The 24671-nt window shown below is 55.9% G+C and carries 18 protein-coding genes; 4 read left to right on the top strand and 14 right to left on the bottom strand.

The window, feature by feature from the left end:
* The first annotated feature begins 55 nt into the window (after positions 1-55).
* The gene (locus tag FP026_RS29745; protein WP_149638139.1) at positions 56-1963 is read left to right on the top strand and encodes a DUF4344 domain-containing metallopeptidase; all 1908 of its coding nucleotides are present in this window, start codon (positions 56-58) and stop codon (positions 1961-1963) included.
* A gap of 129 nt (positions 1964-2092) precedes the next feature.
* On the opposite strand, the gene FP026_RS29740 is transcribed toward FP026_RS29745, so the two are convergent.
* Entirely contained in the window at positions 2093-2878 is a 786-nt protein-coding gene (locus FP026_RS29740) for a hypothetical protein (protein ID WP_149638138.1), read from the bottom strand.
* Between the two features lie 2223 nt (positions 2879-5101).
* A complete protein-coding gene (locus FP026_RS31010) occupies positions 5102-5227 on the bottom strand; it encodes a hypothetical protein (RefSeq protein WP_281408630.1) in 126 nt (41 codons plus the stop codon).
* 216 nt (positions 5228-5443) lie between these two features.
* On the opposite strand from FP026_RS31010, the gene FP026_RS29725 reads away from it, so the two are divergent.
* Positions 5444-5707 (top strand): sunset domain-containing protein, encoded by a 264-nt coding sequence (locus FP026_RS29725; protein WP_149638136.1) that lies wholly within the window; start codon positions 5444-5446, stop codon positions 5705-5707.
* Between the two features lie 450 nt (positions 5708-6157).
* Here FP026_RS29725 and FP026_RS29720 read toward each other — a convergent pair whose 3' ends face one another.
* From FP026_RS29720 to FP026_RS29700, 5 genes are all read right to left on the bottom strand, one after another.
* On the bottom strand, positions 6158-8671 hold the full coding sequence (locus FP026_RS29720) for a patatin-like phospholipase family protein (RefSeq protein WP_149638135.1): 2514 nt from the start codon (positions 8669-8671) through the stop codon (positions 6158-6160).
* Positions 8668-9477: a hypothetical protein gene (locus tag FP026_RS29715; RefSeq protein WP_149638134.1), complete on the bottom strand. Its 810-nt coding sequence runs from the start codon at positions 9475-9477 to the stop codon at positions 8668-8670. Before FP026_RS29715 ends, FP026_RS29720 begins: the two co-directional genes overlap by 4 nt.
* Before the next feature lie 341 nt (positions 9478-9818).
* Complete coding sequence (locus tag FP026_RS29710) at positions 9819-11240, bottom strand: hypothetical protein (RefSeq protein WP_149638133.1); 1422 nt, start codon at positions 11238-11240, stop codon at positions 9819-9821.
* Positions 11237-14083, bottom strand: a complete 2847-nt coding sequence (locus FP026_RS29705; protein ID WP_149638132.1) for a peroxidase family protein — start codon at positions 14081-14083, stop codon at positions 11237-11239. Before FP026_RS29705 ends, FP026_RS29710 begins: the two co-directional genes overlap by 4 nt.
* Positions 14084-14251: 168 nt before the next feature.
* On the bottom strand, positions 14252-15970 hold the full coding sequence (locus FP026_RS29700) for a thiamine pyrophosphate-binding protein (protein ID WP_149638131.1): 1719 nt from the start codon (positions 15968-15970) through the stop codon (positions 14252-14254).
* Between the two features lie 707 nt (positions 15971-16677).
* Here FP026_RS29700 and FP026_RS29695 point away from each other — a divergent pair.
* Together FP026_RS29695 and FP026_RS29690 are read left to right on the top strand one after the other, a co-directional pair.
* A complete protein-coding gene (locus tag FP026_RS29695) occupies positions 16678-17706 on the top strand; it encodes an IS110 family transposase (RefSeq protein WP_149638130.1) in 1029 nt (342 codons plus the stop codon).
* 361 nt (positions 17707-18067) lie between these two features.
* Positions 18068-19117: an IS110 family transposase gene (locus FP026_RS29690; protein ID WP_149638129.1), complete on the top strand. Its 1050-nt coding sequence runs from the start codon at positions 18068-18070 to the stop codon at positions 19115-19117.
* Positions 19118-19538: 421 nt separating this feature from the next.
* Here the strand turns inward: FP026_RS29690 and FP026_RS30815 are convergent, their stop codons facing one another.
* The 7 genes from FP026_RS30815 to FP026_RS29660 form a co-directional block, all read right to left on the bottom strand.
* Positions 19539-19667, bottom strand: a complete 129-nt coding sequence (locus FP026_RS30815) for a hypothetical protein (protein WP_281408629.1) — start codon at positions 19665-19667, stop codon at positions 19539-19541.
* Between the two features lie 256 nt (positions 19668-19923).
* Positions 19924-20724, bottom strand: coding sequence for a GNAT family N-acetyltransferase (locus tag FP026_RS29685; protein ID WP_149638128.1), 801 nt, complete (start codon positions 20722-20724; stop codon positions 19924-19926).
* 27 nt (positions 20725-20751) lie between these two features.
* The gene (locus tag FP026_RS30810) at positions 20752-21054 is read right to left on the bottom strand and encodes a GNAT family N-acetyltransferase (protein ID WP_281408631.1); all 303 of its coding nucleotides are present in this window, start codon (positions 21052-21054) and stop codon (positions 20752-20754) included.
* A 55-nt stretch (positions 21055-21109) separates the two neighbouring features.
* The gene (locus FP026_RS29675; protein ID WP_149638126.1) at positions 21110-22540 is read right to left on the bottom strand and encodes a pyridoxal phosphate-dependent decarboxylase family protein; all 1431 of its coding nucleotides are present in this window, start codon (positions 22538-22540) and stop codon (positions 21110-21112) included.
* 305 nt (positions 22541-22845) lie between these two features.
* The gene (locus FP026_RS29670; RefSeq protein ID WP_149638125.1) at positions 22846-23481 is read right to left on the bottom strand and encodes an NrsF family protein; all 636 of its coding nucleotides are present in this window, start codon (positions 23479-23481) and stop codon (positions 22846-22848) included.
* Positions 23478-24035 (bottom strand): sigma-70 family RNA polymerase sigma factor, encoded by a 558-nt coding sequence (locus FP026_RS29665; RefSeq protein WP_149638124.1) that lies wholly within the window; start codon positions 24033-24035, stop codon positions 23478-23480. The genes FP026_RS29670 and FP026_RS29665 overlap by 4 nt, the downstream gene beginning before the upstream one ends.
* A 218-nt stretch (positions 24036-24253) precedes the next feature.
* Positions 24254-24671, bottom strand: a 418-nt coding sequence (locus tag FP026_RS29660; protein ID WP_188112718.1) for an NmrA family NAD(P)-binding protein, incomplete at its 5' end; no start/stop codon positions are given.

Below are 24671 nucleotides of genomic sequence, written 5' to 3'. Positions count from 1 at the left end.
GCGCCCGCATGAGCCTTTCATGACCTTTCCCACCGCAAACCGGAATTCGCGCAAAATGAACTTCGCTTTGAAGCTTGATTTTTCGAAGACTGCGATCTTCGCGCTCACCCTGGCTTCCGCCATTCCCTGTGCGGCTTGGCTACAGCCGGCATTTGCCCAGATATCGGCGCAGGGCGGACAGCTCGATCAGGCCAGCTCGGATTCAATCGAGGATGCGCTGAACATATGGGAGAAACGCCTCAGCCAGGAAGGCCTGATCCTGCTCGGCTACTATACCGGTTTTGCCGACGGTAACTTTGGGCAGGCCAGCCGCAATGGCATCGCCAGCTATCAACGCGATCACAGTCGCGCTGCTACCGGCATGCTGTCGCCGCTGGACGCGCTCGAATTATCCAAGGCAGCTCTTGATGTCCGCAAGCAGCTGCAATGGCATAGCCTTGATAATTCCAAAGCCGGCCTGACCATCTCCTACCCGGCCGGGCTGCTTACGGAACGGCAGGACAACAATCTTGGAGGCGAGACGCTGGAAGCGAGAAACGGCTCGATTTCGTTGAAAACGGCGCGTTTTCCCAACAGCGACACTACTCAACTCGACAATCTGTTCCAGACCCTTGCCGTGGACCAGGGCAGTACGATCACCTATCAGCTCAAGCGGCGAAACTGGTTCATCGTGACGGGCAAATCGGGAGACCGGAACTTCTATTCCCGCTTCGAACAGCGGGGCAATGAAATCCGCGGCTATGATTTGGCCTGGAACGACGACAAGAACGACAAGCTGGTACAGAACATCTCGGTGCTCATCTCCAACGGCTTCTATCCGTTTGGCGATGACTCGGCCGATGGCGAACCCAGCTATCCGACGCTGGCGAAACTCGCCGATCTTGCCAGCGCGCAAGACAATGACAGTAAACAGGCAAGCCAGAATGCGCCATCGGACAGCTCAGGCGCGCCCGAACAGTCGCAACAGGAACAATCGCAGCAGGCCGACACGTCCTCAGAGACGCCGACCAAGCGGTTGAGCGACGACAAGGATGGTGTGACGGAACAGAAGGACAATGCGCTGCCCCCGCCTACCGACGGCAAGCTGATCACCACCGACGGCAAGGGTCTGCGTTTCGTCTATCATTATTTTCCGCCGCAGGATTCCAATTTCAACTACGCCTATCAGTGGGCTGTCGATACTCACCTGTTTTCCAACATTCCGGAAATCGACGGCCTCGACGGGCTCTTCGTCACTCCGCGTCCTCTGCATTACGTGACGCGGCAATGCGGTACCATCAACGCATTCTATAACAAGGAAAACGGCGCGGTATTTCTCTGCTACGAGATGATCGATAGCCTGCTGCAAATGGGCCAGGCCCTGTCAAAGGGCGCTTCCGACCCCAAGGCACTGACGATCGAGTTCGTGCGCGACAATCTACGTTTCATTCTGCTGCACGAGTCGGGCCATGCATTGATCGACTTGCTGGACCTTCCGGCCGTCGGACGTGAAGAAGACTCTGTCGATCAGCTGGCAGCTGTCATGCTGCTTTCCCATGTCAACGACAGCGAGAGCAAGAACGACATCGCCCGCGTTCTGCAGCTCGCTTCGATATGGTTCAAAGTCAACAGCCAATCGACGAATACTCAAGATGTGGCGGCCTTTGCCGACGAACATTCGCTCGATGCCCAGCGCTACTTCAACCTGCTATGTATGATTTATGGGCTTGATCCGAATGATAACGGCGCAATCGTCGACAATGGGATGCTACCCAAGGAGCGAGCGGCGCGCTGTCCCGATGAAGCCTCCAAGATCAATCGCTCCTGGGCACGATTGCTACTGCCGCATTTCTCGCCAAGATTTGCGCCGAAGTCGGACAACGACAACGCAGGTAATCAGCAGAATACCTCTTCCGCGCAGCAGCCGACAGCAGGTGGTAATCCTCTCGAATGGGACAGGAATTCCAACCCGTTCGGCAAATAGACGCGGCTATATGCCAATGTGGCATGACGCAGTTGCGAAAAAGCGCAACTTCGACCGTCATATATTTGCCAACAATTGTTCGGTTAGTTTCCGCTAACGCTCAAGGCTGAAGCAGGAGTCTCGCCGTGATCAATCGGCCTTATGCCATTTAGACCGATCACACGCGATCTGATGGCCGTCAACCGTCGGCCTCTGGTCCCCGTGAGTGGTGAGGCTCAATTCTATATCGCCTTTTCGATAGTAGTAACTGCACGACGCCGAGTCGGTCTCGGAACAGTCGGTCGCTTCGATGATGCCGCTTTTGCGAATACTGTCGCCGACGAAATCCTGATAGCTGGGCGGTGGGCTTCGAAACGGCTCCCACCCCTGGGCAATGATCTGCTTGCGCGCCTCACTGACCGGCTTACCATCGACTTTCGGCACCACTTCTTTGCCGCCGCAGACGGATTGTTCGGCCGTTATCGGTGTGACCTCGACGGCGTGATCGCCGACCAGCCGCACCTCGCCGACAGGCATCTGGGCAAGACTGCCATCAACAATGCGCAGCCCATCGTCGTCGGCGATAACTCTGCCGATTGATAGCTTGCTGCTCTTGGTGACGTAGATGATCATGACTAGTTGCGGGCCGTTGAAGAGCGTGATGTTGCCTTGATCAATCTCGCAGGAACCGGCAGTTGAAGGCTCGAACTCCCCAGCAAAGCTCACCACATCATAGGGTCCGAGCTTTGCCTCCCCGGTTACACCCCAACCAAGCCCGTTGATAACTTGCCCACCTGCGGTCGTTGGAGGGAAGACCGCATTGCACTCGTCCTGAGACTGAGCAGACGGCGGTGCCTTCGGAAGTTGTGTCAAATGCCTAATTTCTATCCCTGGAACCTTGGAGCTAACCTTGGGATCGGCACTCTGTTGCGCCATCAGTTGACCGCCTGCAAGAATAGTGGAAATCAACACCGCACTGGTGGCCAGGAGGAAATGGCACTTAAATCGCATCGACGGCTCAATTTTGAATCATGAAAGACATTTCGAGGTTTACTTCACGCGGCGCGTGGGCTTCAACACCCGGTAAGCTGATCTGCGTTCACTCGGCTCCATCTTAAGTGCACATGCGTCGAAAACGACGTGCACTTATGGGAGCTATCCCGGCTGCTACGCCACTGCGAGGGCCATCACTGACGCACCCGCACCAGCCGTAATTCCGAGCGGCTGCCATGATCAAATAGCTTGGGACCCCAAATGGCAGGGTGATGGGTGACTGGCAAAGTGCCACCACGCGGCATATCGAGCTACTTAAGGCTGGCGCTTCGCTGCCCATTAATTCGATGTGTTAGCTGGACCAGTGATGTTGTTGACTGGAGCCCCAATGCTGATCGAGAGGCTGCTGATTGCAATGACCATGCCCATGCCCCACTATATCTTAGGACGGAAGATGACCTTCACAGGATCGTTTTGACCGAAAACGTATGTTTGCGGCCCATAGCTGGGATTAAATTTAGGATGCCATGCCCTGAGCTGTGTTTCCGAAACCCATTTGAGCTCGAGCTGATCTTCCGGCGAATTCACGCTGAACTGTTCGATAACGTTTACAGATGAATGACAGACACCGACCCTCCCGGCCTCCAGAACGGTGGCCTGGACCTCCTCGCCCCGCACAAGCGACCCGACCTGTGGGCATTTTCGTATCTCAACGTGATACCGTTTGCTCGGCGAATAGAGGTCGGTGACAACCTCGTTCGGCTGTGTCGCACAGGATGCTAAAAAGCCGAGAGTTACAAGCGGAAGCAGCGTCGCAAATTTCATCGGAAAGCCTAGAGGTCAATATGAAACACGAGGGAGAATGGTGATATGCCGTGAGGTTGCTGGCAGCTCTGGGTGACCGATGCTGCCTTGAGGTTCGTCTCAGATCTGCAAGGGGACGTCGACAGGTTCAATTCGCTTGCAGGTTCGGCGATCTTTTGCGGACAAAGTGAACGGCAATAATATTCCAATCAAATTTCATGCTCTCGGCATTCTCAGAAGTTCGGCTCCAGACCATTTCAAATCGTGCTGATCCCCAATGGGACAAGAGTTCGCCCGTGCACGATCGTCTACAACAGGTGCATCTGCGTTTGGATTTCAAGATTCGACTGGAGGAAAATCTCGGCAGACACTAACTACTCCCTGCTGTACGATAAAGACTCCATCCCAACATGGAGTAAACATTCCTGTTTAGTGTCTGAGGGTATTGCCAAGTTGTTTGACCTTTTTGCGTGGTCTATTCGAGCTGGCGCGACGCAAGCGGCCGCTCCCGTGATTGCACCTGTTCACTTGTGTCACAGGAACCATTTCAACGCGTGTCCGGGTGGTGAAATGGACTGCCAGACGTCTCCCGCACCTTCAGCAGATCCGACGTCTCCCGGTGGGCAGAGAACGATAAGGTATGGAAAGAAATTGCCGGGAGGCGATGGCGATCTGCTACCGCACCGATATGGACGCTGGAGAAATTAACCCTGGACCTCAGCGCGGTTGGCATAGAAGTCAATCGACGAATGGCAATCTGGCATCACGACGACATTGGCCGGTTCCTTGCCCCACAGAAGATATGGCGAAAACCCTGTCGGACAAAGAGGGATGCCTTGGGAGCAATCGTGTTTTTCCGGCGAAAGAGAAAGTGGGCAAAGTTTGGCTGGTCAGTGACAACCATCTTTCAGACGGTTCGTAGAACGACTGCAACACTTGGAATGGCCGGAAGGGTGTTTGGCTATTTGCCGCGGCGACCGAGCCAGCCATTCGCCAACGGCCAATCTCCTCCAAAGTGAAGCCATTGCAAATACTGGCATATCGCACTTGAAAACAGAATGCTATCCATTAGCCGGCTCAAGAACAGATAATACGATTTATGGAACCATCTCCGACGCTCGTGATGTAATACACAGGCGCGATTTCATGATAGTTTAAGCGCTTTAGGAACATCCGCCTGTTCAACCGCACGACGCGAAGCGTGTCACTCACCGATACAGGAGAGACCTTCGTCGAAGGTGGGCCAGCGATGGCGGATAGGCCATGACATCTCAGCTCGACATGTTTTCGGAAAATACGCAGCCCGTCGGCCCCAAGCCTGCCGGGAGCGATGTCTTTTAATCGCGAACGCCGATCAATCGTCTAATCATATTGTTCGCCATGACCGATCTGCTCGCGTGCAACATCGTTGATGGCCGGACCTTCGGCAGGATCCGGATCGGCGGTATTTGCTTTCTCGAGCAATTGTCCTGCCTCGAGGATCGCCACAACAATTTCGCGCGTGCTCCATCCCGCTTCATTCGACGGATGCGACGAGGCTCTCCAGAGCGTTCCGGACAATGGTCCGTGCTTCTATGGCGCGGCCAGCCTGTGTGTTGGTAGTTGGTGATGGAAACACGCGATTTGCCGCGTCGTGACATGATTGACTAGAAATTTAGCGATAGCTGGACACAATCTGCAATTGTGTCCAGCTATCGTGGCGTCATGAGCAAGTTCGCGTTACTCGTCATCGGCAGTTCAACCGCCATTTTCCTGGCCTCCGGCGGATACACACTTGTGCCGCATGAGCTGTATGATCCGGCCTGCACGATCAAGGGAAACATCTCGTACAATGGTGGCAAGAAGATCTACCATATGCCGGGTCAGGAATATTACGTCGAGACCGTGATTACTTACAGCAAAGGCGAGCGGTGGTTTTGCTCCGAGGCCGATGCCAGGGCCGCCGGATGGCGGAAGGCGGGTAGATAGGAGTTCACTTACTTAACATATGCAGCTTGACGAAAGCTCGGATCTTTTTCGATTCGGATTGCTCCTCCCCGAAACAGAAAACGCACTACCCCAGATGAACAGTGCATCTTGAGGATGTAGGCTCGAAACCCGTCTGGTGCTCCAGGAGAGACCTCTCCAACCCATCCAATCCGCCCGCACTGCAGAAGTTTTTCCCTACCAAATATCCAAAAAACGCATAATAACGAAGGAGCGCAATTTTACACTGCGGAGTTTTATTGCCAATTCGCGAAAAGTAATCTGCCGCTTCGCGATGCAAGCCTAGAGCGAGATCGCCCATCTGCAGCTTGCTCGATCAAAGACCGGAGCTATACCTTGAACCGCACTCGAAAAGTTTAAAGTGCGTAGACCTGACCTTCTCAAAATCCCTTTCGCCCTTTGCAAGAAAATGTCAGCTGACTTGCCGCGCGATCAAAGGACCGATGGATGAGCGGCCGCCGAAGATTTCACCGCGGCAAACTTGGAAAAAATGTCGAGCGGGCATCTGATGGTGTTGGCTAAGTCAAGTTGTTCGATGGCTGCCAAGCAACTCTTGCGACCAAGGTCTCGGTAAGCCTCAAACTGATCCGGGTCGAAGAATTGATCAATCGTGCTTTGATGAGGAAAATCCGGGTTGGCGGCCCGATATCCGTCAGTGGCAAAATCGAGGCCTGTCATCATTGTCGATTTTATATAGATAAGCACTCCGCACTTGCCGTCGGGATAGCGGATCTCCCCCACGATGAAGGGGGATGCTGCGATCCGAACCCCTGAGGGATATTGCTTGCTCTCTTGCCCTATCAACAATTCGGGCCCTCGATGCTCGTCGAAGTGTATGTCAGCACCGAAGTCCTCCTTTATCCGGTTCACCGACGAGACCAATGATGACAGACTGATAGTCTGGTCCTGTTCAGCATCCACGACCAATGCCACCATCACTTTTCGCCGTACTAGTTCGTACAGCCCCAGATTCTCGAAATGCCCCCCGTCCGATAACTCCAAGAAACGCGAATAGCGATTGTAACCAAATCCAAAGATCCCGGATAGAAGTGCAGGTCGAAAATATGTGGCAATAGGTGGCTTCCAACTGGATGCCACGCTTTTGGCCAATACCAAGGGGTTACCAACCCAGAGACCCAATCGAATATTCAAGATCGACATAACTGCAGATATAAAGCGCTGCCGCGTCAGCCCTGTTCCGATGTAGCCCGCATGCGCGTTGGCGGCAGCTCCAGACGTAGCCATCGCGCTCGACAAAGTCAGGAGCCCGTTACGTTCGACATACTGGGCGGTTCTCATCCATCCCGTTGCCCTGGAACCCACAAAGGCAGCCGAAATCATGAAATTATCGCCACCTCGAACAGATACCCTTGGCTCAGCGTCTTTGATCAAAATCGCATGAGCATTTATGATATGGTAAGGGCGGCGACCCAGATCTTGAGGACCGTCCCACATATCTGCCACCGACAAGGTGTCGGCCACATCCGAACGTCGTGCCAATCCTTTCTGAATACCGCTTGCCATCGGCAAGAAGGTCTCCATCAGGCGATCTCGGTAGTATCGATGCAGCCCCGTAGCATTCACACTGCCAAAGCTGCCGATGAGAAAAGCCATAAAGAAAGCAAACATGAAAATAATGACGAGATGGACGTCGCCGCCGGGGCGGTAAATTTCATGGGAGATGACGAAGGTGAAAAGCAGCAACCCGGCGATGAAGAGCAATGCTCCGCCTATTCCCAACATCTGTCCGGCGATCCCTGGATGGATGCTCTTTGCCTTGAGGTAGTATCCGTAAAGAGCAGTGCCGATACCGCTCAGCAGCGAGAAAAGGCCCGCGAACGCACTCGGAATGATTACGCCCATAAACTGCTCCGTAGTCGAGTTATCGCGGCCCGCATACTCCGCGATAATCGGAAACGACCCCGTGAAAAGCAGAACGATAAAAAACGGAAGCAAATAGCTGGACAATCTTTCGAAGATTCTCCGAAGCCCATAGCTTGGATTTGGGCCGAATAATCGCGTTGCGGTGAGGATTGACAATCTTATGCAGAGATAACTCAACACGAGGATGAACAATCCCATCATCGGTTGAATATTGCGCACGTCCTTAAGCAGCAGGATAATGTAAACTACCAGCAGTAGCGCTCCAATCCCGCAGGCAGCTGTGCTTAGAAGCCATTTCACGACATTGACCGACGTAATCTTCTGTTGGCCAGGATTGATCAATGCCAGAATCATGACACCGGACACAAACACAAGGATCATGCCAATTGCGATGGCCAGAAGTCCGGAATAGAAAGGTCGATCGTCGATAATATAGGGTCGAAAAGCATCAAGGATCGATAAGGAAAAACTGACATCGTCGATCCATTCCAGAATAAGAAACATGAGTATTAGCAGTGGCAGCCACACCATAAGACTAACCAACACGGTCCGAACGACAGCGACAATCAGGCCGGCAACCCCGATCCCGTCGCCTGTCGTTAGATAGGAGCCGTGGTTTCGCAGGAATTCAAGATTTTTGGCGGCCTTCGCCTGCAATGAAAGATCCGCGTAATTCTCTTCCAGATCAGAGCCTGCTGTCGACTGTTGCATCTCCTGGAAGGGGAAGCTGTTCGGATCTGAACCGAATTTGCATTTGGCGTCGTCAGTAAGGCGCTCTTCCTGTTGTCGTCGTGAAGACCAAAACCAGGTCAGTGCAGACGCGATGTAGCCACCACCCGACACACTCGACAGATAGTGAAACTGCTTGAGAATGTCCTTTTCCGCCAATGACTGGAGAACACCCAGGGCAACGATGGCGGCTCTGATTCCGCCGCCGGAAAGTCCGATTCCCGTGATCCCTTCAGGGATGGCATGATCACCCCAGATCGCTCGTTTCTCCTCGGCAAGCATGTCGTTTTGAGAAAATTGGTCAGTCGCCGGAGAGGTCGTATTTGTGCTCATTCGGACCAGGTCCAAGACTGCTCGTCTGCACGAAAAGGCGAACGGCGATCGAGATCATTGATCCGAACAAACCGACCCGGCTGTATTTTTATGCTGAATCGGACGCAGGCCGATCCGCTATCGTCAGCAACATATCTCTTGATCTCGACCTGCCGATCGGAAATAGCCTGAGCAGCATAGGCTGGCGTAATTCCAAACAATGCCAGAAACTGGCTATGCTGCCCTGATCGAACAACCTTTGGATCGAAAGAAAACTGCGAGATATTGCTTGCCCTATGGCCGGAAAAGTAGGCGTCGGGTTGCGCGTCGTTGGAATTGAGACAGCCAGTCCTGGTCGCATATCGGATATGAAATCGGTTAATAGTGGCGTCTTCATCCGTTCGATAGCCATAGTCGTGATATCTGTCATAGGATATCCCGGAAACACTTGTGTCAAAATAGCGATAATTACCATCGCAGTTGGCCACTTTGCTTATGGGATATCGAAGTAGCTTCACATGTGACGTGTCCCCTGCGGCATCTGTCTGCTTAAGACTTATCCCTGTTTTGATAACCAGCAAGCCACGACGCGGTTTGTTGAGACTGTCGTCGTTGACGACGTAAGTAAAATACACATTTCGAGATTTTAGGTTTTGAACGAAATCATTCAGTTCGCCGATTACAGGTCGCCAGGTACCGTTGATTCGGAATAGCCATCCACCATCACTTCGAAGCTTTTTTGGAATATCATCACACGCTGCCTTCGCAGGCGAAACGAGAGCTGCGAGTACAGCTGCAGTGGTTGCCAGAGCTTTCATGACGTTCATCTGCGTATCTCCCAGTTTGTGTTGTTGAACTTATTCCGTACCTTTCACTCGATTGCCGGCGTTAGGTCCGCCGATTGTCTTTTGTGCACTACCAGAAACTGAAACCACCATCGGATCAGTAAAGCGGAATACTCAGAAACGAATTATGGGCGCTGACAATATCTTCATGAGGATCAGAGCCAAATATGCAGTTGCGGCCGGTATCACGCATCGCTCGATCACATATTTTCACCCCATTCTCAGAAATGCAGCGCGATGTGAACTGCCATTTTCATTTCGAAGAACTTCTACACTACCGGATATTTCACATCATCAAGCAAAACATGAGAGCACGCTGTGCTCTATTGCCAGTCTTGATGATGAGAGCGATGAGCGTCCGTCAGCCCGTTTTTGAAGTATCGGTCGTAGTAGCCAAGTTCGACATGATGCGCCTGGAGCCAGACGCCAGGCACATGGATCGCGTCGCAATGCGCCGGAAACCGCCCATGCGTCTCGTAAATGTAGGTGCAGATGTCGCGTGCGCAGTTGACGACGTCGTCGTTGTAGACGGCCGCTTCCGCCAGATAACGCCTGCCATAATCGTCCTTGTAGATTTCGGCAAACAAGGCCTGGTCGTTGAAAAGGCCGCGCTTGCCGAACTTCTCCTCGATGACGAAAGCAACGGCATCGGCCATGCTGTCGTAATAGGGTGGCGACATGCCCTTGATCAGGTGCTCGCCCTTGTAGCGCAGTCCGATCGGGTTGCTACGCAGATTGGAATAACGCGGCAAAGGAATCTGCCATCGCAGGATGTCCATCAAGCGCCAGCGCGGCGTAACGACGTCGAAGCCCAGCATCGCACCATAGGTCTTCAGGAATTTCGGGTCGCCGACAAGCACAGGCGGGCTGATGGAAGCATGGATCCAGGCGCCAAGCCCCATGGCATCGGCAGTCAGGAATATATTTTGCAGAAGAAGATCAGCTTCGATCTGCGTGCGCAACGAACCGATGACGCCGAGCGGTATCTTGATATCCTTATTCAGAAAGCCCTTGTCCACCCAGCGCTTCACACCCGCGAGCCGATAGAAGTTGCGGTCGTCGACGATGGCCGGCCGGGCACCGTCCGGTTGGGTCAGAAGATACATCATGCCATTGATATATTGCCGGGAAAGGTCGACGACCGGCAGGAAGATCGTCGTGCCTGGCTGGTTCGACAGGAAACGATTGGAATCCAGATAGGCCGGAAAGGCACGCTTGCCGTCCGGAACATCGAGGCGGTGATCGAGAATGCGCACCTTCGCCTCCGCCGCCCGGGCGATCAATCTCTCCGGCGTCAGCGCTTTTTCACCGTCCGGCGGTGGCGGCAATTTCCGGATGAAATAGGTGCCGCTGTCGTTGATCATGAAGAAATGCGTGCCCTGGGCATTGTCGGGGCTGCCGGCGGTGCGGCCTTCCATGGTGAGGTTCGGCTTGGCCATGATCGGCTGATGCGTGGCGGGGTCCTCGAAGGGCCGGTCCGGCATGGTAAGCCCGGTCGAACCGGTAATGGCGATCAGCACCGCCTCCTCGAGTTCCGAAAGAGGCTCGCGCGGCTGATCCGATTGATAGCTCATGGTGCCGGCGAGCACCGAGCTTCCCTGGCTGACGCGATGGGTGCGACGGCGCCATATCGCCTCGATGAGCGGCCGGCGGAAAAGCGCGTCGAGACCACGATTGCCGGTCGAAGTCTCCGACGCGGCGGCGTTTGCTGGCGAAGAACCATCTGCTCCGGAAATGTTGGTCATGATGCCTTCCTTTCCAGATCCTGCTTTTCACCGCCTGGAAGGATCGGCCGCCAGGGCACAAAGGCACTGGCATTGCGCGGCACCATCGAGGCGAGGTCAGGACAGTGGCGCAGGATCAGGCTCGTCATGCCATTATTGGCGATCCAGTCGATCCCGAAGGGCGAATAGACTTCCGGGCGGAAATCCACCGTCAGGAAACGGTCGCTTTGCAGCCGGCGCGAAGCCATGAGGATGAAGATGCGGAATGCGGTGTCGCTGAAGCCGAAACCGGTCGGTGGAGGCTCCGCAAATAGGCCGACCACCGTGTCGACACGGTCGATATCGCCGTAGATTTCCTTGATCAGCCGCACATCTTCCGGATTGGTCGACAATTCCTCCCAGTTCTTGATCCGTGGCCGGTGCAGGCCGGCCCTGAAATCATTGTAGCGCGGCACGCCACGGTGCCGTGTGCGCACGAGGTCAATAACGGAAAGATCGATAATCTCGTTGTCGCGCGTGAAAGCCTGCAATGCACGAGGGAAGTTGTGCAGCGTGATCGCGCCGGGATGGGCAGTGCCAAAGGAATAGAGCGTGTTGCGAAGGCCGTATTGCCGCATGATGTCGTCGGCGCCTGGGCCTTGGATATCCATGAAGCTCTTGTCAGCGATCTTGCCGCCCGTCTTGTGGTCGTAGAAGCAATAATCATCAGGCAGCAGCGGGTGCATGCGGTAGACGGTGACAAAATCCTCCGTCAGCGAATAGGGCGTGCCGTGGTGATCCGGCATCGTCTTCGGAATGCCGGTGGACGCATGTTGGTCTATCAGCCACAAGCCTGCCCTTGTCAGCCAGTCATTGGCGGGCGGACCGTTCCAATTGCTGGAGAGGCCGACTTCGATCGCCTTTGTGGCAAGGATCGCCGGCGTCCATTCGACCGTATGGATCTTGGCAATCAGTGCCGAGACGATCAGCCTCGCCGTCTGATAAACGCGCTCATCGTCCCAATTGCCATATTGGCGGCGCAATTCGTCACACAGCAGATTATGTTCGCGCGCAAACAGGGTGTGCATCGCACTTAGGCCGAGCCACCAGCTCTCGTTGAAACCGGTAACCTCGAAGCCATGAACGTCGACCGGCAGATGCCCATTGACGAGACGGATCTTTGGTCCCTCGCGCAACAGCTTCGCCTTCTCGCTGTCAGGGCCGTAGACCTCGGATCCATCCCACCAATGGGAGGCGGCGTTGCCGAAATAGATGGGCGGCTTGCCGGCATAGCCGGCGATCTCCATGTTTCCGGCAATTCGCATCACGTCTTCCGGCTGGCCGCCGACCTCGCTGGTCCATTTCATGCCGGCTGGAAGGCCAACGACCACGTCTTTTTTCCCGAGTGGATGGCGGGCATGGTTGACCCAATCATGGACCTGAAACTGGATCCAGGCGGCGGCGAGGATGTTGAGCGAGCGCGCCGGAATGAATGTATCGCGATGCATCAGTTGCTGCGCGACCACCACCGGATTGGGCGTGTCGAACAATTCGGGCGCGAAAACCGGTGCTAGGTTGCGGCCAAAAGTCGAGCCGACTGCGCCCATCTGCGGCGCCGACAGATCATTGAAAGTGCCGTCATAGGTCCGCATTTGCCGCTCGCCTTCGGCAATCGCCGGCGGCGGCGTCGGGCGCGCGACGGGCGGCGCTTCGACGGGATCGGTTCCGATCAGGTTCTTTTCACGCAGGACATAGCGGAAAGCATCGAGATTGAGCAGGCTCAGCCGTAGCGACAGCCGATGCCAGGCGATGTAGCGATTGATGACCAGAAAAGCACGGCGCACTATACTTCCTGCCAGCCGGTTGCGAAAGGGCACCGGGCTTGTCCAGCGGAAACTGTGGCGATAGGCAGCACTGGCATCGTAGACCACCTTGCGTGCCCGGTTGAGATTGCCGAGCGGCCTGAAGGCGTCGGTCGTGTTCCAGGGGTTGAAAGCCAGTTCGTCGACAAGGCGCGCATTGGCAATGGCTTCGGCGTCTCCGGTCGTCGGTTTGCTGACCTTGAGATCTGCCAGCTTGATCGGAGGCGAAGCGGTCTCCGTCCATTCGACGGACGTGTCTTCGATTGGCGTTGACTTCGGATCGGCGAAAAGCTGGAGACAGAGTTCGTAATGGATGTCTCCGACCTCCAGCCGCCGGGCGAGTTCGGTTGAGAGATAGCCAGGATCGGTCTTGGACGGATCGGGAGCATGTGGCGCATTCGGTGCGGGACGGAATAGATAGCGCACGGCCAGCTTGTCGCCCCAACAGATCGCGCCGCGGCTCCAGAAGGTCTCGAGCGCCAGGCTGCGGACTTTGCGGTTGCGGCCGGCCGTGACGTTGCGGATCATCCGCAGGGTTTCCGAGGGTCCGAAGGTGAAGGCAAGGCCGATCACACCCAGGAGCCGACTTAAGCCTCCTCCCGCCGTCGCCTTGGCGAAAGCAACGAATTGCTTGGCATCGCGGGCATGTGAAACCGGAAAGTTGGTCGCCAGCAGATCGTGCTGCTCCTGGTCCGAGACATTGATCCGCACCGCCAGCCCGCGCAGATCGGGCTTATAGTCCGGTTGACCGTAGCCGCTGGCATTGGACAGGCGCAGTATCGCGGAATAGCTCTTGCCAGGCCCGGCAAAACCCACTCTGAGATCATCGGGCAAGTCGTCTATGAAGGTCAGTTTAGCATCTATCGCCGCAAAAACGGCCTTGCTGTGAAAGGCGCGCTGAATGTCGGCGGCCTTGGCATAGGCGCGCGTCTTATACTGCACGCGCATCATATCCTGAGCGAGGCGCTCGAACAGGAGGCGCTCGGCCTCGACATCTCCTTGATAGGATTCACTCCACGCCATTACCGCTCGCCCTCCGTGAACGCATCTAACAATGGCCCTCGGCGCATCGCATCGATGGACTGCATGGGATACAAAAGAGGCGGACGTTCCCCCGTTTCCCGTCGCCGTCCGCTATGCGACCAGGAAACGCCTGCTTATTTCGGCTTGTCTCGCCAACGACCAAAATGGCTATTGCCCACTGTGACCCGGCAAAACCCGATCCTCGACCATCTTTGCGATGCCGGAAAGAAGCCCTTTCGGTGATGGGCTGTAATGCGGCAGCGCGAGCCTGGTGATGTGGGCATCGATGATTGCCGGCTTGCCCAGCGCCAGCGCCTCGTCGAAGGCGCTTTCGAATTCATCGATTGTCTCGACTCTGTATCCCTGCGCGCCGCAAGCCCTGGCATAGGCAACGTAATCGGGATTGCCGAATTCGACGAGGGCCGATTCCGCATAGGCTTCGAGTTGATAAAGCTTGATGAGCTTGAACTCGCCGTCGTTGAAAATAATCCAGATGACAGGAATATCGTACTGAACGGCGGTCAGAAGCTCGAAGCCCGACAGCAGATAACATCCATCGCCGCAACCGACGATAACCGGACGGTCGGGATTGGCGCATTTGGCGCCAAGCGCGCCGTTGACATGCCCCGCCATCGGTCCGAATCCGCCAGGCTTTCGGAAAAACTGTCCCGGTGACAGCTCCAGATAGTAGCCGAGCCAGGCGAGATGCGCGCCGGCGTCTGCAAGGACGATGGCATTCTTTGGCAAACGCTTGGACAGGGATTGCGCAAGCTGTCCGGGGTGGATTTCATCCAGGAGATGGACGATCCGCTCCGCGTCGTAATCGCGCCCCTCGGCGGGTCTTGCTGCAACAGCCGCGGCCTTGGGCGATATCTCCTTGTTGAGCGCCGCAACCGCAAGTTTTGCATCGCCGATGATGGCGGCGTCGGCCTTGTAGACCTTGTCGATCTCGCCGATATCGATGTTGATGTGGATGAGCGTCTTGCCAGCCAGAAGATCATCGCGAAAATTGAAGGTGGCGTGCTGCGCGAAGGAGTTCCCCACCGCAAGGATGACATCGGCCTGCAGGAAAGCTTTCCAGGCGGCGCTGTGGCCACTGTCGCAGAACACGCCAACCGAGAGAGGATGACGCTCCGAGATGATGCCTTTTCCATCGAGCGTCGTCGCGAACGGAATCTGATAGCGCTCCAGAAGCTCCCTCAGCTCCGGCCCCGCGCCACTGCGAACAGCGCCGAAGCCGATCAGCGCCAATATCTTCTTGTCCTTGGCAACGGCGTCCGCCAGAAGCTGGGCAACTTCGGTAACCCGCTTGGACTCCGGCGTCACCGGACGTCGCCGGAGATCGATAGGGCGAAAATTGTCAACGGAAACGCCATGATGCGTCAGGTTCTCCGGGACATGGATGTGAACCGGGCCAGGGCGGCCGTCGAAGGCCAGATTGACTGCCTCCTCGACGACGTCGCAGGTCTTGGCCGCATCCGTCAGCAGAAATGACTTCTTCGTGGTGGCGGCAAACATCGCCTGGGAATCTGGAGTGCGACTGGTGCCGGAGGTTTCGTTCAACGCCCCCTTTCCCTTCCAGTCAAGGGAAGCATAGCCGGAAACGGCCAATACCGGATAAGAATCCGACATGGCGACAGCCAATCCGGAAAACAGATTGAACGCGCCCGGTCCCGCCGTCGCGAAGCAGAAGCCCAACTGATCCGAATGCATGGCATAGCCGCAAGCCATGAATGAGGCCGCTTGTTCGTGGCGAGTAATGACGGGGCGGATTGAGGAATGTTTGAGGGCAAGCATCAGACCGGCGGCATTTTCGCCCGCTCCACCAAAGGCGGCGCCGACCCCCACTCCCTCCAGCGCCTTCACGATCGCCTCGTAGACTCTCATCGAGAATGCCCTCCAGACAGACACCCAAATTGACTGGGCGTATTTAGTCTCCCACCGAATTGCGCATGCAGAATACTGCTATTGCTATGCTTCGACCGCCGCGGCAAATGTTAGAAGATATCAATCTGAAAATCGGTGCATTGCCAACCTTTGCGACGCCGGACTGGCGGACGCTCAAGCAGTCGACTCGAAATATGCTATCGAACGAAAATGTCACGGGGCGCATGACATATCCCACTCCGCCCCATCCCAGGCTAATCGCGTTATACTCGCGCATTTCTTAACAAAATTCAACTTCCGATTATGAAGAGGATCTTATGGGAACGCATGCGCCCACCACGTCTCGTTTCTGTCAAAAACTGGTCGCTAAAAGCGTTGCGCATCGCCGACGAGAATATCGGACATCAGATTAGACCCCTGCCCTGGCCGTTGCCAATGCCAATTGTTTCCGATGCTGAAGAAGCATCGGACGCCATCGCAGATCAGCCAGCTTCAGCTGGCCATACTTCAGATGCCTTTCTGGATCCATGTGGAATCTGATAGCCTGGAAGCGCTCAGACGCTGTCGTGAAGGATTGGATCTTCCCCAGGGTTTCTCCGGCCGAAGAGGGGCCAGAACAAGATGGGGTGGTTGCCGTCCTCCCCTCACGGCATTGCAATATGCCAAGATGATGTGGTTGTAGCCCACAGGACGGAGAAGACGGCAAAATGAAAGACACGTTGATCGGGGTGGATCTGGCAAAGAATGTTTTCGTGCTGCACGCAGCAACGATGGCGGGCGAAGTACGGTATCGAAAGAAACTGTCACGAGGACAGTTTCTCCGCTTCCTATCGGAACAGCCGCCAGCGATTGTGATTATGGAAGCCTGCGGTAGCGCCCATTACTGGGCCCGTGAATTGGTCAAAGTGGGGCACGAGGTCAGGCTGATCGCTCCGCAATATGTCCGCCCTTTCGTGAAGCGCCAGAAGAACGACGCCGCCGATGCTGAAGCAATCGTCATCGCGGCCTGTCAGCCCGAGATGCGTTTCGTCCCGCCCAAAAATGCGGATCAGCAAGCTCGGGCGGTTCTGTTCCGGGCGCGCGAGCGGATTGTCCGGCAGCGAACGGAATTGGTGAACGCTTTACGTGCTGTTCTCTATGAATATGGCCAGGCCATTCCACAGGGCATTGCTCACATCCAGCGCATTAAAGCGATCGTTGAGAGGGCTGAGATCGACCTGCCCGAACTCGTGCGGGAGGAGTGCCGTGATCTTCTGGCTCAGATAGACGAGAAGACAACCCGGATCAAGGAGAAGGCCAAGAAGCTCGTGGACCTGTCTCGGCAGAGCGGAATCGCGCATCGACTTCAAACGATGCCTGGCGTGGATCCGCTGGTCGCACTGGCGGTAGAAGCCTTCGCGCCATCGATGGAGAATTTCCGGTGCGGCCGAGATTTCGCAGCCTGGCTTGGTCTCGTTCCCCGACAATTTTCGTCGAGCGGAAAGGAACGACTCGGCCGGGTATCGAAGGCCGGACAGGCCGACATTCGCAGACTTCTGATCATCGGTGCGATGACCTGCGTAAGTTGGGCGGGTCGCAAACCGCCAGTGCACGGATCGTGGCTTTCACGGATGCTCGCGAAGAAGCCGAAGATGCTGGTGGCTATCGCCCTGGCGAACAAAATGGCGCGGAATATATGGGCCATGCTGACGAAGCAGGAAGATTATAGAGACCCGGCTCTGGCAATTATGGCGTGACACGGAACCGCTACGGATAACCAGGACCGGCTAGGAGGTGTGAGAAGTCGATGACCCGAATGGGCGCATGATCGAAACGATCTGGATCGGGAAAACCAGTACTGCTCTTGGAGCCACGAGCTCGGGAACAAGATTTGGGCCGGGTCCGCAGATCACCATACCGGCCAGCGGCCTCTGAAAGTGCCGCAAAGAAAGGCCTGACAGAAGACCGCACTCGATCACACCTCAAAAAAGGTCAGAAACTACTTGCGCAACGGACGGCAACCACAGAAGAGCAGTTCGAAATCGATGGGATGGAAGGCTCCCGCTCCGCCGGTGCTAAGATGGCATCGGTTAGGATGGACAAACCGGGAGCGTTCGAATGGAAGAGATCTCTACTGTTGGCATCGATATAGCGAAGTCGGTGTTTCAAGTTCATGCGATTGATAACGGCGGCAATGTAGTGGTACGGCGACAGTTGCGGCGCCAACAGATGCTGAAATTCTTCGCGCAGGTGCCACCCTGCCTCATCGGCATCGAGGCTTGCGGAACGGCTCATTATTGGGCCCGCGAGCTTTCGGCTCTCGGGCACGACGTGCGGCTGATGCCGCCAGCCTATGTGAAGCCTTACGTCAAAAGGCAGAAAAATGACGCCGCCGACGCTGAGGCGATCTGTGAAGCAGTGACGCGACCGACAATGCGTTTCGTGCCGGTGAAGTCCGTAGAGCAGCAGTCAGCGGCGATGTTGCACCGTTCAAGAGCTCTGCTCATCAAGCAACGCACGATGCTTCTGCACTCCATCCGTGCCCATCTAGCCGAGCTTGGCATTTCGATTGGTGTCGGAATTAGTCAGATGGCACGCGTTGTCCGCGAGCTTGCTCAAGGTGAGCGATCAGATCTGCCGGAGCTTGCTCGGTTCGTCCTTGAGGCGCTGGCGAAGTTAGTTTGCGACCTGGCGCAACGCCTTCAGGCAATCGAAAAGAAGCTTATCTCCTGGCATTACCAAAATGACCTATCGAACCGACTGGAAACCATACCTGGAGTGGGGTTTGTCACAGCGTCGGCCCTGTCGTCGATTGTCCCCGATCCGCAGGCTTTCAAGTCAGGGAGACATTTTGCCGCCTGGCTTGGCTTGGTGCCGCGGCAGAACTCCTCCGGAGGCAAGGCGCGGCTTGGCCACATCAGCAAGCAAGGAAATCCATATATCCGGCAATTATTGGTGCTCGGCGCAACCTCTGTTTTACGCTACATTCGTCGCGACGGAGGGAGTGGCACAGGATGGATCAGTGGTTTGTTGAGACGTCGCCCGCCAAAGGTCGCAGCCGTTGCTCTTGCCAACAAGATGGCGCGCATCGCGTGGTCGATCATGACGCGAGGTGGCGAATATGAGGAAATCAACGATCTGAGGGCGGTTCAGCCCGCAAATAGCTGAGGCCGTTCGAAGTTTGAGGCGAAAGAGGTAAGTGAAGGCAGCAACTCGATCCCGATGGATCGGCCGAACCCGTTTAGCGTAGCGGACATCAAAGTCCGTCTAATCGATTGGGGGCACGATCCTGGCGGAACCCTTCAAGGCCAGCAGTCGAAAGAAGGGCTGCATCAAAGGCCGGACACACGACTGCACTCGAGAAGCGCTGCATAACGAAGCCATTTTCCCTCAACGCGGGAGCCTTCCACACACGATGCCATCTTAGCACCGGCGGAGCGGGAGCCTTCCATCCCATCGATTTCGGACTGCTCTTGCCCTGACCCCAAACCAAGGGGAATGAAAGAGCACGCTAGAGTTCGCGTTTTGATCCGATTTCGGTGTACTCCTGCAAATGACGAAGAAGTTGCTCGGAGGTGCCCGAGCGCTCTTACGCGACCTGCAGCAGCTGTTGCGCCGCCCTGATGGCGACGTCATCATCTAAATCGAGGTTATTGTCCTCGCAGAAGATCGTTAGTGCCCGTTTGGCTTCACGGAACCGCCAAAGTCCAAACGACATTTTCATTGCTCCAAGCTGTTTCCACTGACGCGATATTGCCAGTGCGATGTCGCTTGGTGTGCCGGAGATGTAACAAGTAGTACCGGCGGGAATTATACATCCGCAGGTAAAACTTATGCGCACTCTTCAGATTCAGAGACCGCGTTGCTGTCGCTCTTTAGCCAGGTTGGGTGAGATCCAGAGCCAAAACGGAGCTGGGGGCCGGTGGACGCCAGATTAGTTCCACCGGCTATACCATCACGGCCAAGACTTGATCTTAAGCCGAATGTCGAGAGAAAAGCTGAAGCGACGAATTCGAGCGCAGGCCTATCCGTTCGTAAACCGGCTTCCCGTCTGCTGTTGCTTGAAGGCAGACGCGTTTGATGCCGGTTGACTGGCTTGCCTCGTATAAGGCCTTGCGTGTGACAGCTTCTCCAAAGCCGAGCCGGCGGCGCTTTGCTTCTGTGGCAACCAAGACCAGAAATAATCGCCCGTCCACCACACAGGCGCCTGCGCAAGCAACAGGATTTGAGCCCTCGTAAGCAACGAAAGCGAATATCTCTTCGCGCCAGAGGCGCGACCCGCGAAACGTTGACATCGCATCCTCTTCGGATAAGCCGTATGCCCTGGCATTCAGGCTGGCATATGCGTCAAGATGCTGCGCGCTGGTTACCCGCTCAAACCGCAACGAAGGGTGGCTGGGTTCATCTTGGGTTATCAGATCGCCTGCCATTCCCCAACACGTGAACGAACTGATCAATCCGCTCTCACGCGCCAACGAGCCGATCTCAGCTCTGAGGTTCGGCGAAACCAAGTCATCAAAAAGCCAAAGGCAACCTGGTTGCGCACGGCCATCCATGAACTCTGACGACCGCAAAAGAAGCCGTCTCAATTGCTCCTCGGTCTCCACTGGAGCAGTCACAACAAGCGCATTGTGGAAGGCAAACTTTGCATCGGCCCATCGCACCGCAAGCCCTTCATCGTCGGTCACGGCACCGTTTACGTCCGCGACGAGTTTGCCCCACATTTCAGAGAGCTGGTTGACCGATTCAATTGCTTCAGCGTTGATATGAAACATCTAAAATCTCCTTATGTTTCTAAGAGTTCAAAGTGTCTTGCCGTAATAAATAACGGGCAGAATGTTATTCCAGTACGGATCGATCCTCTGGAAGCCCAGTGCCTCATAGGCCGCGATCGCGGAGGTCATAGCGGGCATGGTATCGAGGACCAGACGTCTGCACCTCATTCTTCTCGCCGTATCAAGCGTAGCTTTGATCAGTGAGTTTCCGATCCCGATCGCGGCCGCAGCTGAACACGAAGAACCTCGCGGAGGTAATCTGCGACCATCGGGAAAGAGGCTGCGGCGACGGTCACACGGCAGTAGGTTGGCTAACCTCGTTGAAGTCATCATCCGTCAAAGGCTCATTCGTCCCGAGGGTCCCGCCAACCACCTCTCCGGCCGTTCACGAAAATTCCGGGACGAGCGAGGCAGCCGCTTCCTGTATTGCCCGCCAGACCATTTCTATATCGCTCGCTGCCGTTGCTATTGTACCGATCGAGACGCGGACCATCCAATGCCCTGCCGCCGTTGCCGGCGTGATATAGGCTTGGCCCGAGGTATTGACCGCATGCGCCCAGGCGCGAGTGAAATCATCGAGACGGTCGGGCCGCACAGACTTCGGCCGATAAACAATACAGACGGTCTGCAGAACGACGGGTGCGATGACCTGCCAATCAGGGGCGGCTTCCACTTTCGATCGAAGATCCTGAGCCAAGCCAATGTCTCGCCGCAACCTGGCTTGCAACCCGGATACGCCCTGTTCGCGTATGGCGAACCACAGTTTCAAAGCTCTGAACCTTCGTCCCAGGGGAATACCGGCGTTGCGCAGGTTACGAACCTTTTCGTCAGCCCTCGATTGAAGGAAGCTCGGATCGGCAGACATCACCCGAAGCAGATGAGGCTCGTCTCGGACGAAATAGAGCGAGCAATCAAAAGGCACTCCCAGCCACTTGTGCGCGTTTATAACCACGCTGTCTGCGTCCTCGATACCGTCCCACATCCAACGCAATTCCGGCAGGATCATCGCGTTTCCGGCCATGGCTGCATCGACATGGAGCCACAAGCCGTGTCTGCGTGCGATGTCAGCGATGCTGGATAGCGGATCGATGGACACGGTAGCGGTCCCACCGACGGCCGCGACGATCGCACAGGGAGTGGATCCGGAGTGGATATCCGCGACGATGGCATGCTCGAGCGCCGCAGGATGCATCGCGAAATTGGAGTCGATATCAACCATGCGGACATTCTCACGACCGAATCCCGCCAGCAGTGCCGCTTTTTCCACCGACGAGTGGGCGCTCGCCGACGTGTAGATTGTGAGTGGCCGGTTTTCAGCCTGCAGGCCGCGTCCGGCAAGAGAAAATCTTGTCGTTTTCTCCCGCGCGCACAGCAAAGCGACCAAAGTGCTCGTTGATGCCGTGTCGTTGATAACGCCAAACCACGCCGACGATAGGCCAACCATTTGCCTGAACCAGTCGACCGTAACTTCCTCGATCTCGGTTACTGCGGGCGATGACTGCCAGGATAAACCTAGCACCCCGAGGCCACTGCTCACCAGATCGCCCAGAATACCCGAGCCAAGGGAGTTAGAGGGGAAGTAGCCAAAGAACCTTGGGTGTTGCCAATGCGAAATATTCGGGAGAACGACCTTGTCGAGATCAGCGATGATCTGGTCAAAACCCTCAGCTTCTACCGGCGGTACGGCAGGAAGCATCGCTTTGACATCACCCGGCTGTGTCGCAGGTTGGACCGGATAGTCAGATATCTTCGCATGATAGTCCGCGAGCCAGTCAATGATTTCATGACCTCTCTGTCGGAATTCTTCGGGCGTCATGTAGATCTCCTGTTTGTGCTTAAAAATTCGTCGTATAATTGCGAGCTTTCGAAAATGTATCTCACGCGACTCCGTGTGTTCATTGCCTTGGAAGTGCCAGTATCAGTCGCGCCCAGGTGCCGGATCCTGCACAAAACCTGCCTGTTCCTGCTGTAGCGTGGTCTAGGTCGGCCGGGTGTCCTGCTAATTACTCCCACGCCCATAGCCGTCCATAGGTCCTCTTGTAGCTTGAGGGTCCAACAAAACGCATAGGAGATTCCGTAGGGACACAGCTAGTCGCGAAACTGAAGCACCAACTCAAAGATCTACAACCGCAATAGTTTGTGGCCGGCCAGAGCGCCAATTCCTGTAACAACGGATATGGCGATCGGATACCAGAGGAGGACGAAGAGCGGGCTGTCGTCGTTGCAATTTGCGGCATAGAATGTCGCCGCGATTCCGGCTGACGCTAGGCCAGCCGCGGCTCCCGCAATTCCCGGCCGAGCCGGCACTCCGTGCCTAAGGGCCACAAGAAAACATGCAAGAGGCCCGGCCGACAAGGAAGGAATGATTGTCAGACAGAACCGCGAATTATGTCCGATCATGAGCGACATCCAGATTTCAGGGGGCGTGACCGAGAGCTCGAATACTGCCGCGCCAGCAGCCAATGCCCATGGCACTAGCAAAGCCCAGGCCCACCCCAACAACGGGACACCCGGCCTCCCAATACGATACATGACAAGGCTACCGGTTACCGCAAGAGCGATAGTGATCACGAACTTGAACAGGAAGCGACCGGTGTCCATTGCGGTCTCGATATCCGGCCGGAAGCCGACCGCGGAGAAGAAGGTGACCGCAACGATCAGAGCGGCCGCGATGGTCGCCTGCTGGAGCATATGACTGAGGCTAGACCTTACCGGCGCGTCCTGTGCGAGCACTTCTATGAGGTTACTCGTCTTCATTTCAGTGGCTCCGAGTAGAGAGCCGAAAGCGCCCTAAGCGCCCGGTGGAGCGACACGCGCACAGCCACTTCCGTCATCTTCAGGCGCTCGGCCGTCTCGCGAACGCTGGAACCTTCGATCGAAATCGATTGGACAATTGTTCGCTGAGGGTCCTTCAACCGGCCCAATATCTGTTCAATGTCCATCCGGTCAGCGACCCCTACTCCGTCGTCACTTTCGAGGATCGCGATCACGTCTTCGAGGGGAACGGCGGCTTGCTTGCCTCTCCGTCGCAGGCTGTCGATCAACTTGTTGCGCACGAGCGCAGCCATCCACGGACCCAGTGGCCGGGATGGATCCCAAGTGCCCCGCTTGGGATGGATAGCTAGCAATACTTCCTGAACCACGTCCTCGGCCTCACTCGCTGGCGCACCGAACTGTTCGCAGCGCTTACGAGCGATCATACGCAGATGGGGCGTGATCGCTGTTAGCAGTCTGTGGTAGGCGCGTCCGTCGCCCGCGATTGCGGATCGCATCCAGGCCGCCCATTCTTCTTCGCGCGCCGAATTTTTCATCCGACATACCCCATTTCGAAGAAAAGGCTGGTATCGTTACATGCGATGATAGAAGTTTTCTGCCAAGCTGACGTGGTAGCTTGGATGCCGCGCCAATAGTTCATATTCAAGCGGTTTCCAGTTGCTTCGTGCCGTCGGGTTCAAGGAGCGCGAAAACGGGCTTGATCAATCCTTCGAGCAGCTCCTTTTCCGGACGCGTGCGTGCCGACCGAAGTTTACTAGCTGAGGCCAAAAGCCCTTTTTTCGCCGTCCCAACCGGTCTTGATCAGGAACTGCTCCCAGGTGAGACTGGAGGGATTGATCCGCCTGCTCCACGAGAGATCCCGGTCTTTCCGGAAATATCCGTATTCGACCGCGTATTCCGCCATGCCGATGTTTTCTCGAACGAGCTCGGGATTTTCCCGGAACTCCGGAAAATGACGAACCAGCTCATCAGGGGTGTAGGCGGATGCATACACAGCCTTCCGGCCCGTGACGCGCTGGAAGGTCTCGATCATCTCGGCCGGTGATAGAACTTCCCCGATGATCGGTAGCGTTTGCCCGGCATAGATGTCGGGATGATCGAAGATTTTCAGAACGGCTGGCCCTGTCGCCGTCAGCGGATCGACAAAGGGAGCTCGGAAATGCTCCGGCAGA

It is taken from the genome of Martinezella tropici, assembly GCF_008370325.1.
Classification (GTDB): Bacteria; Pseudomonadota; Alphaproteobacteria; order Rhizobiales; family Rhizobiaceae; genus Rhizobium; species Rhizobium tropici_B.
Note: the sequence above shows the minus strand (reverse complement) of the source record. Positions and strands in the feature narration are given on the sequence as shown.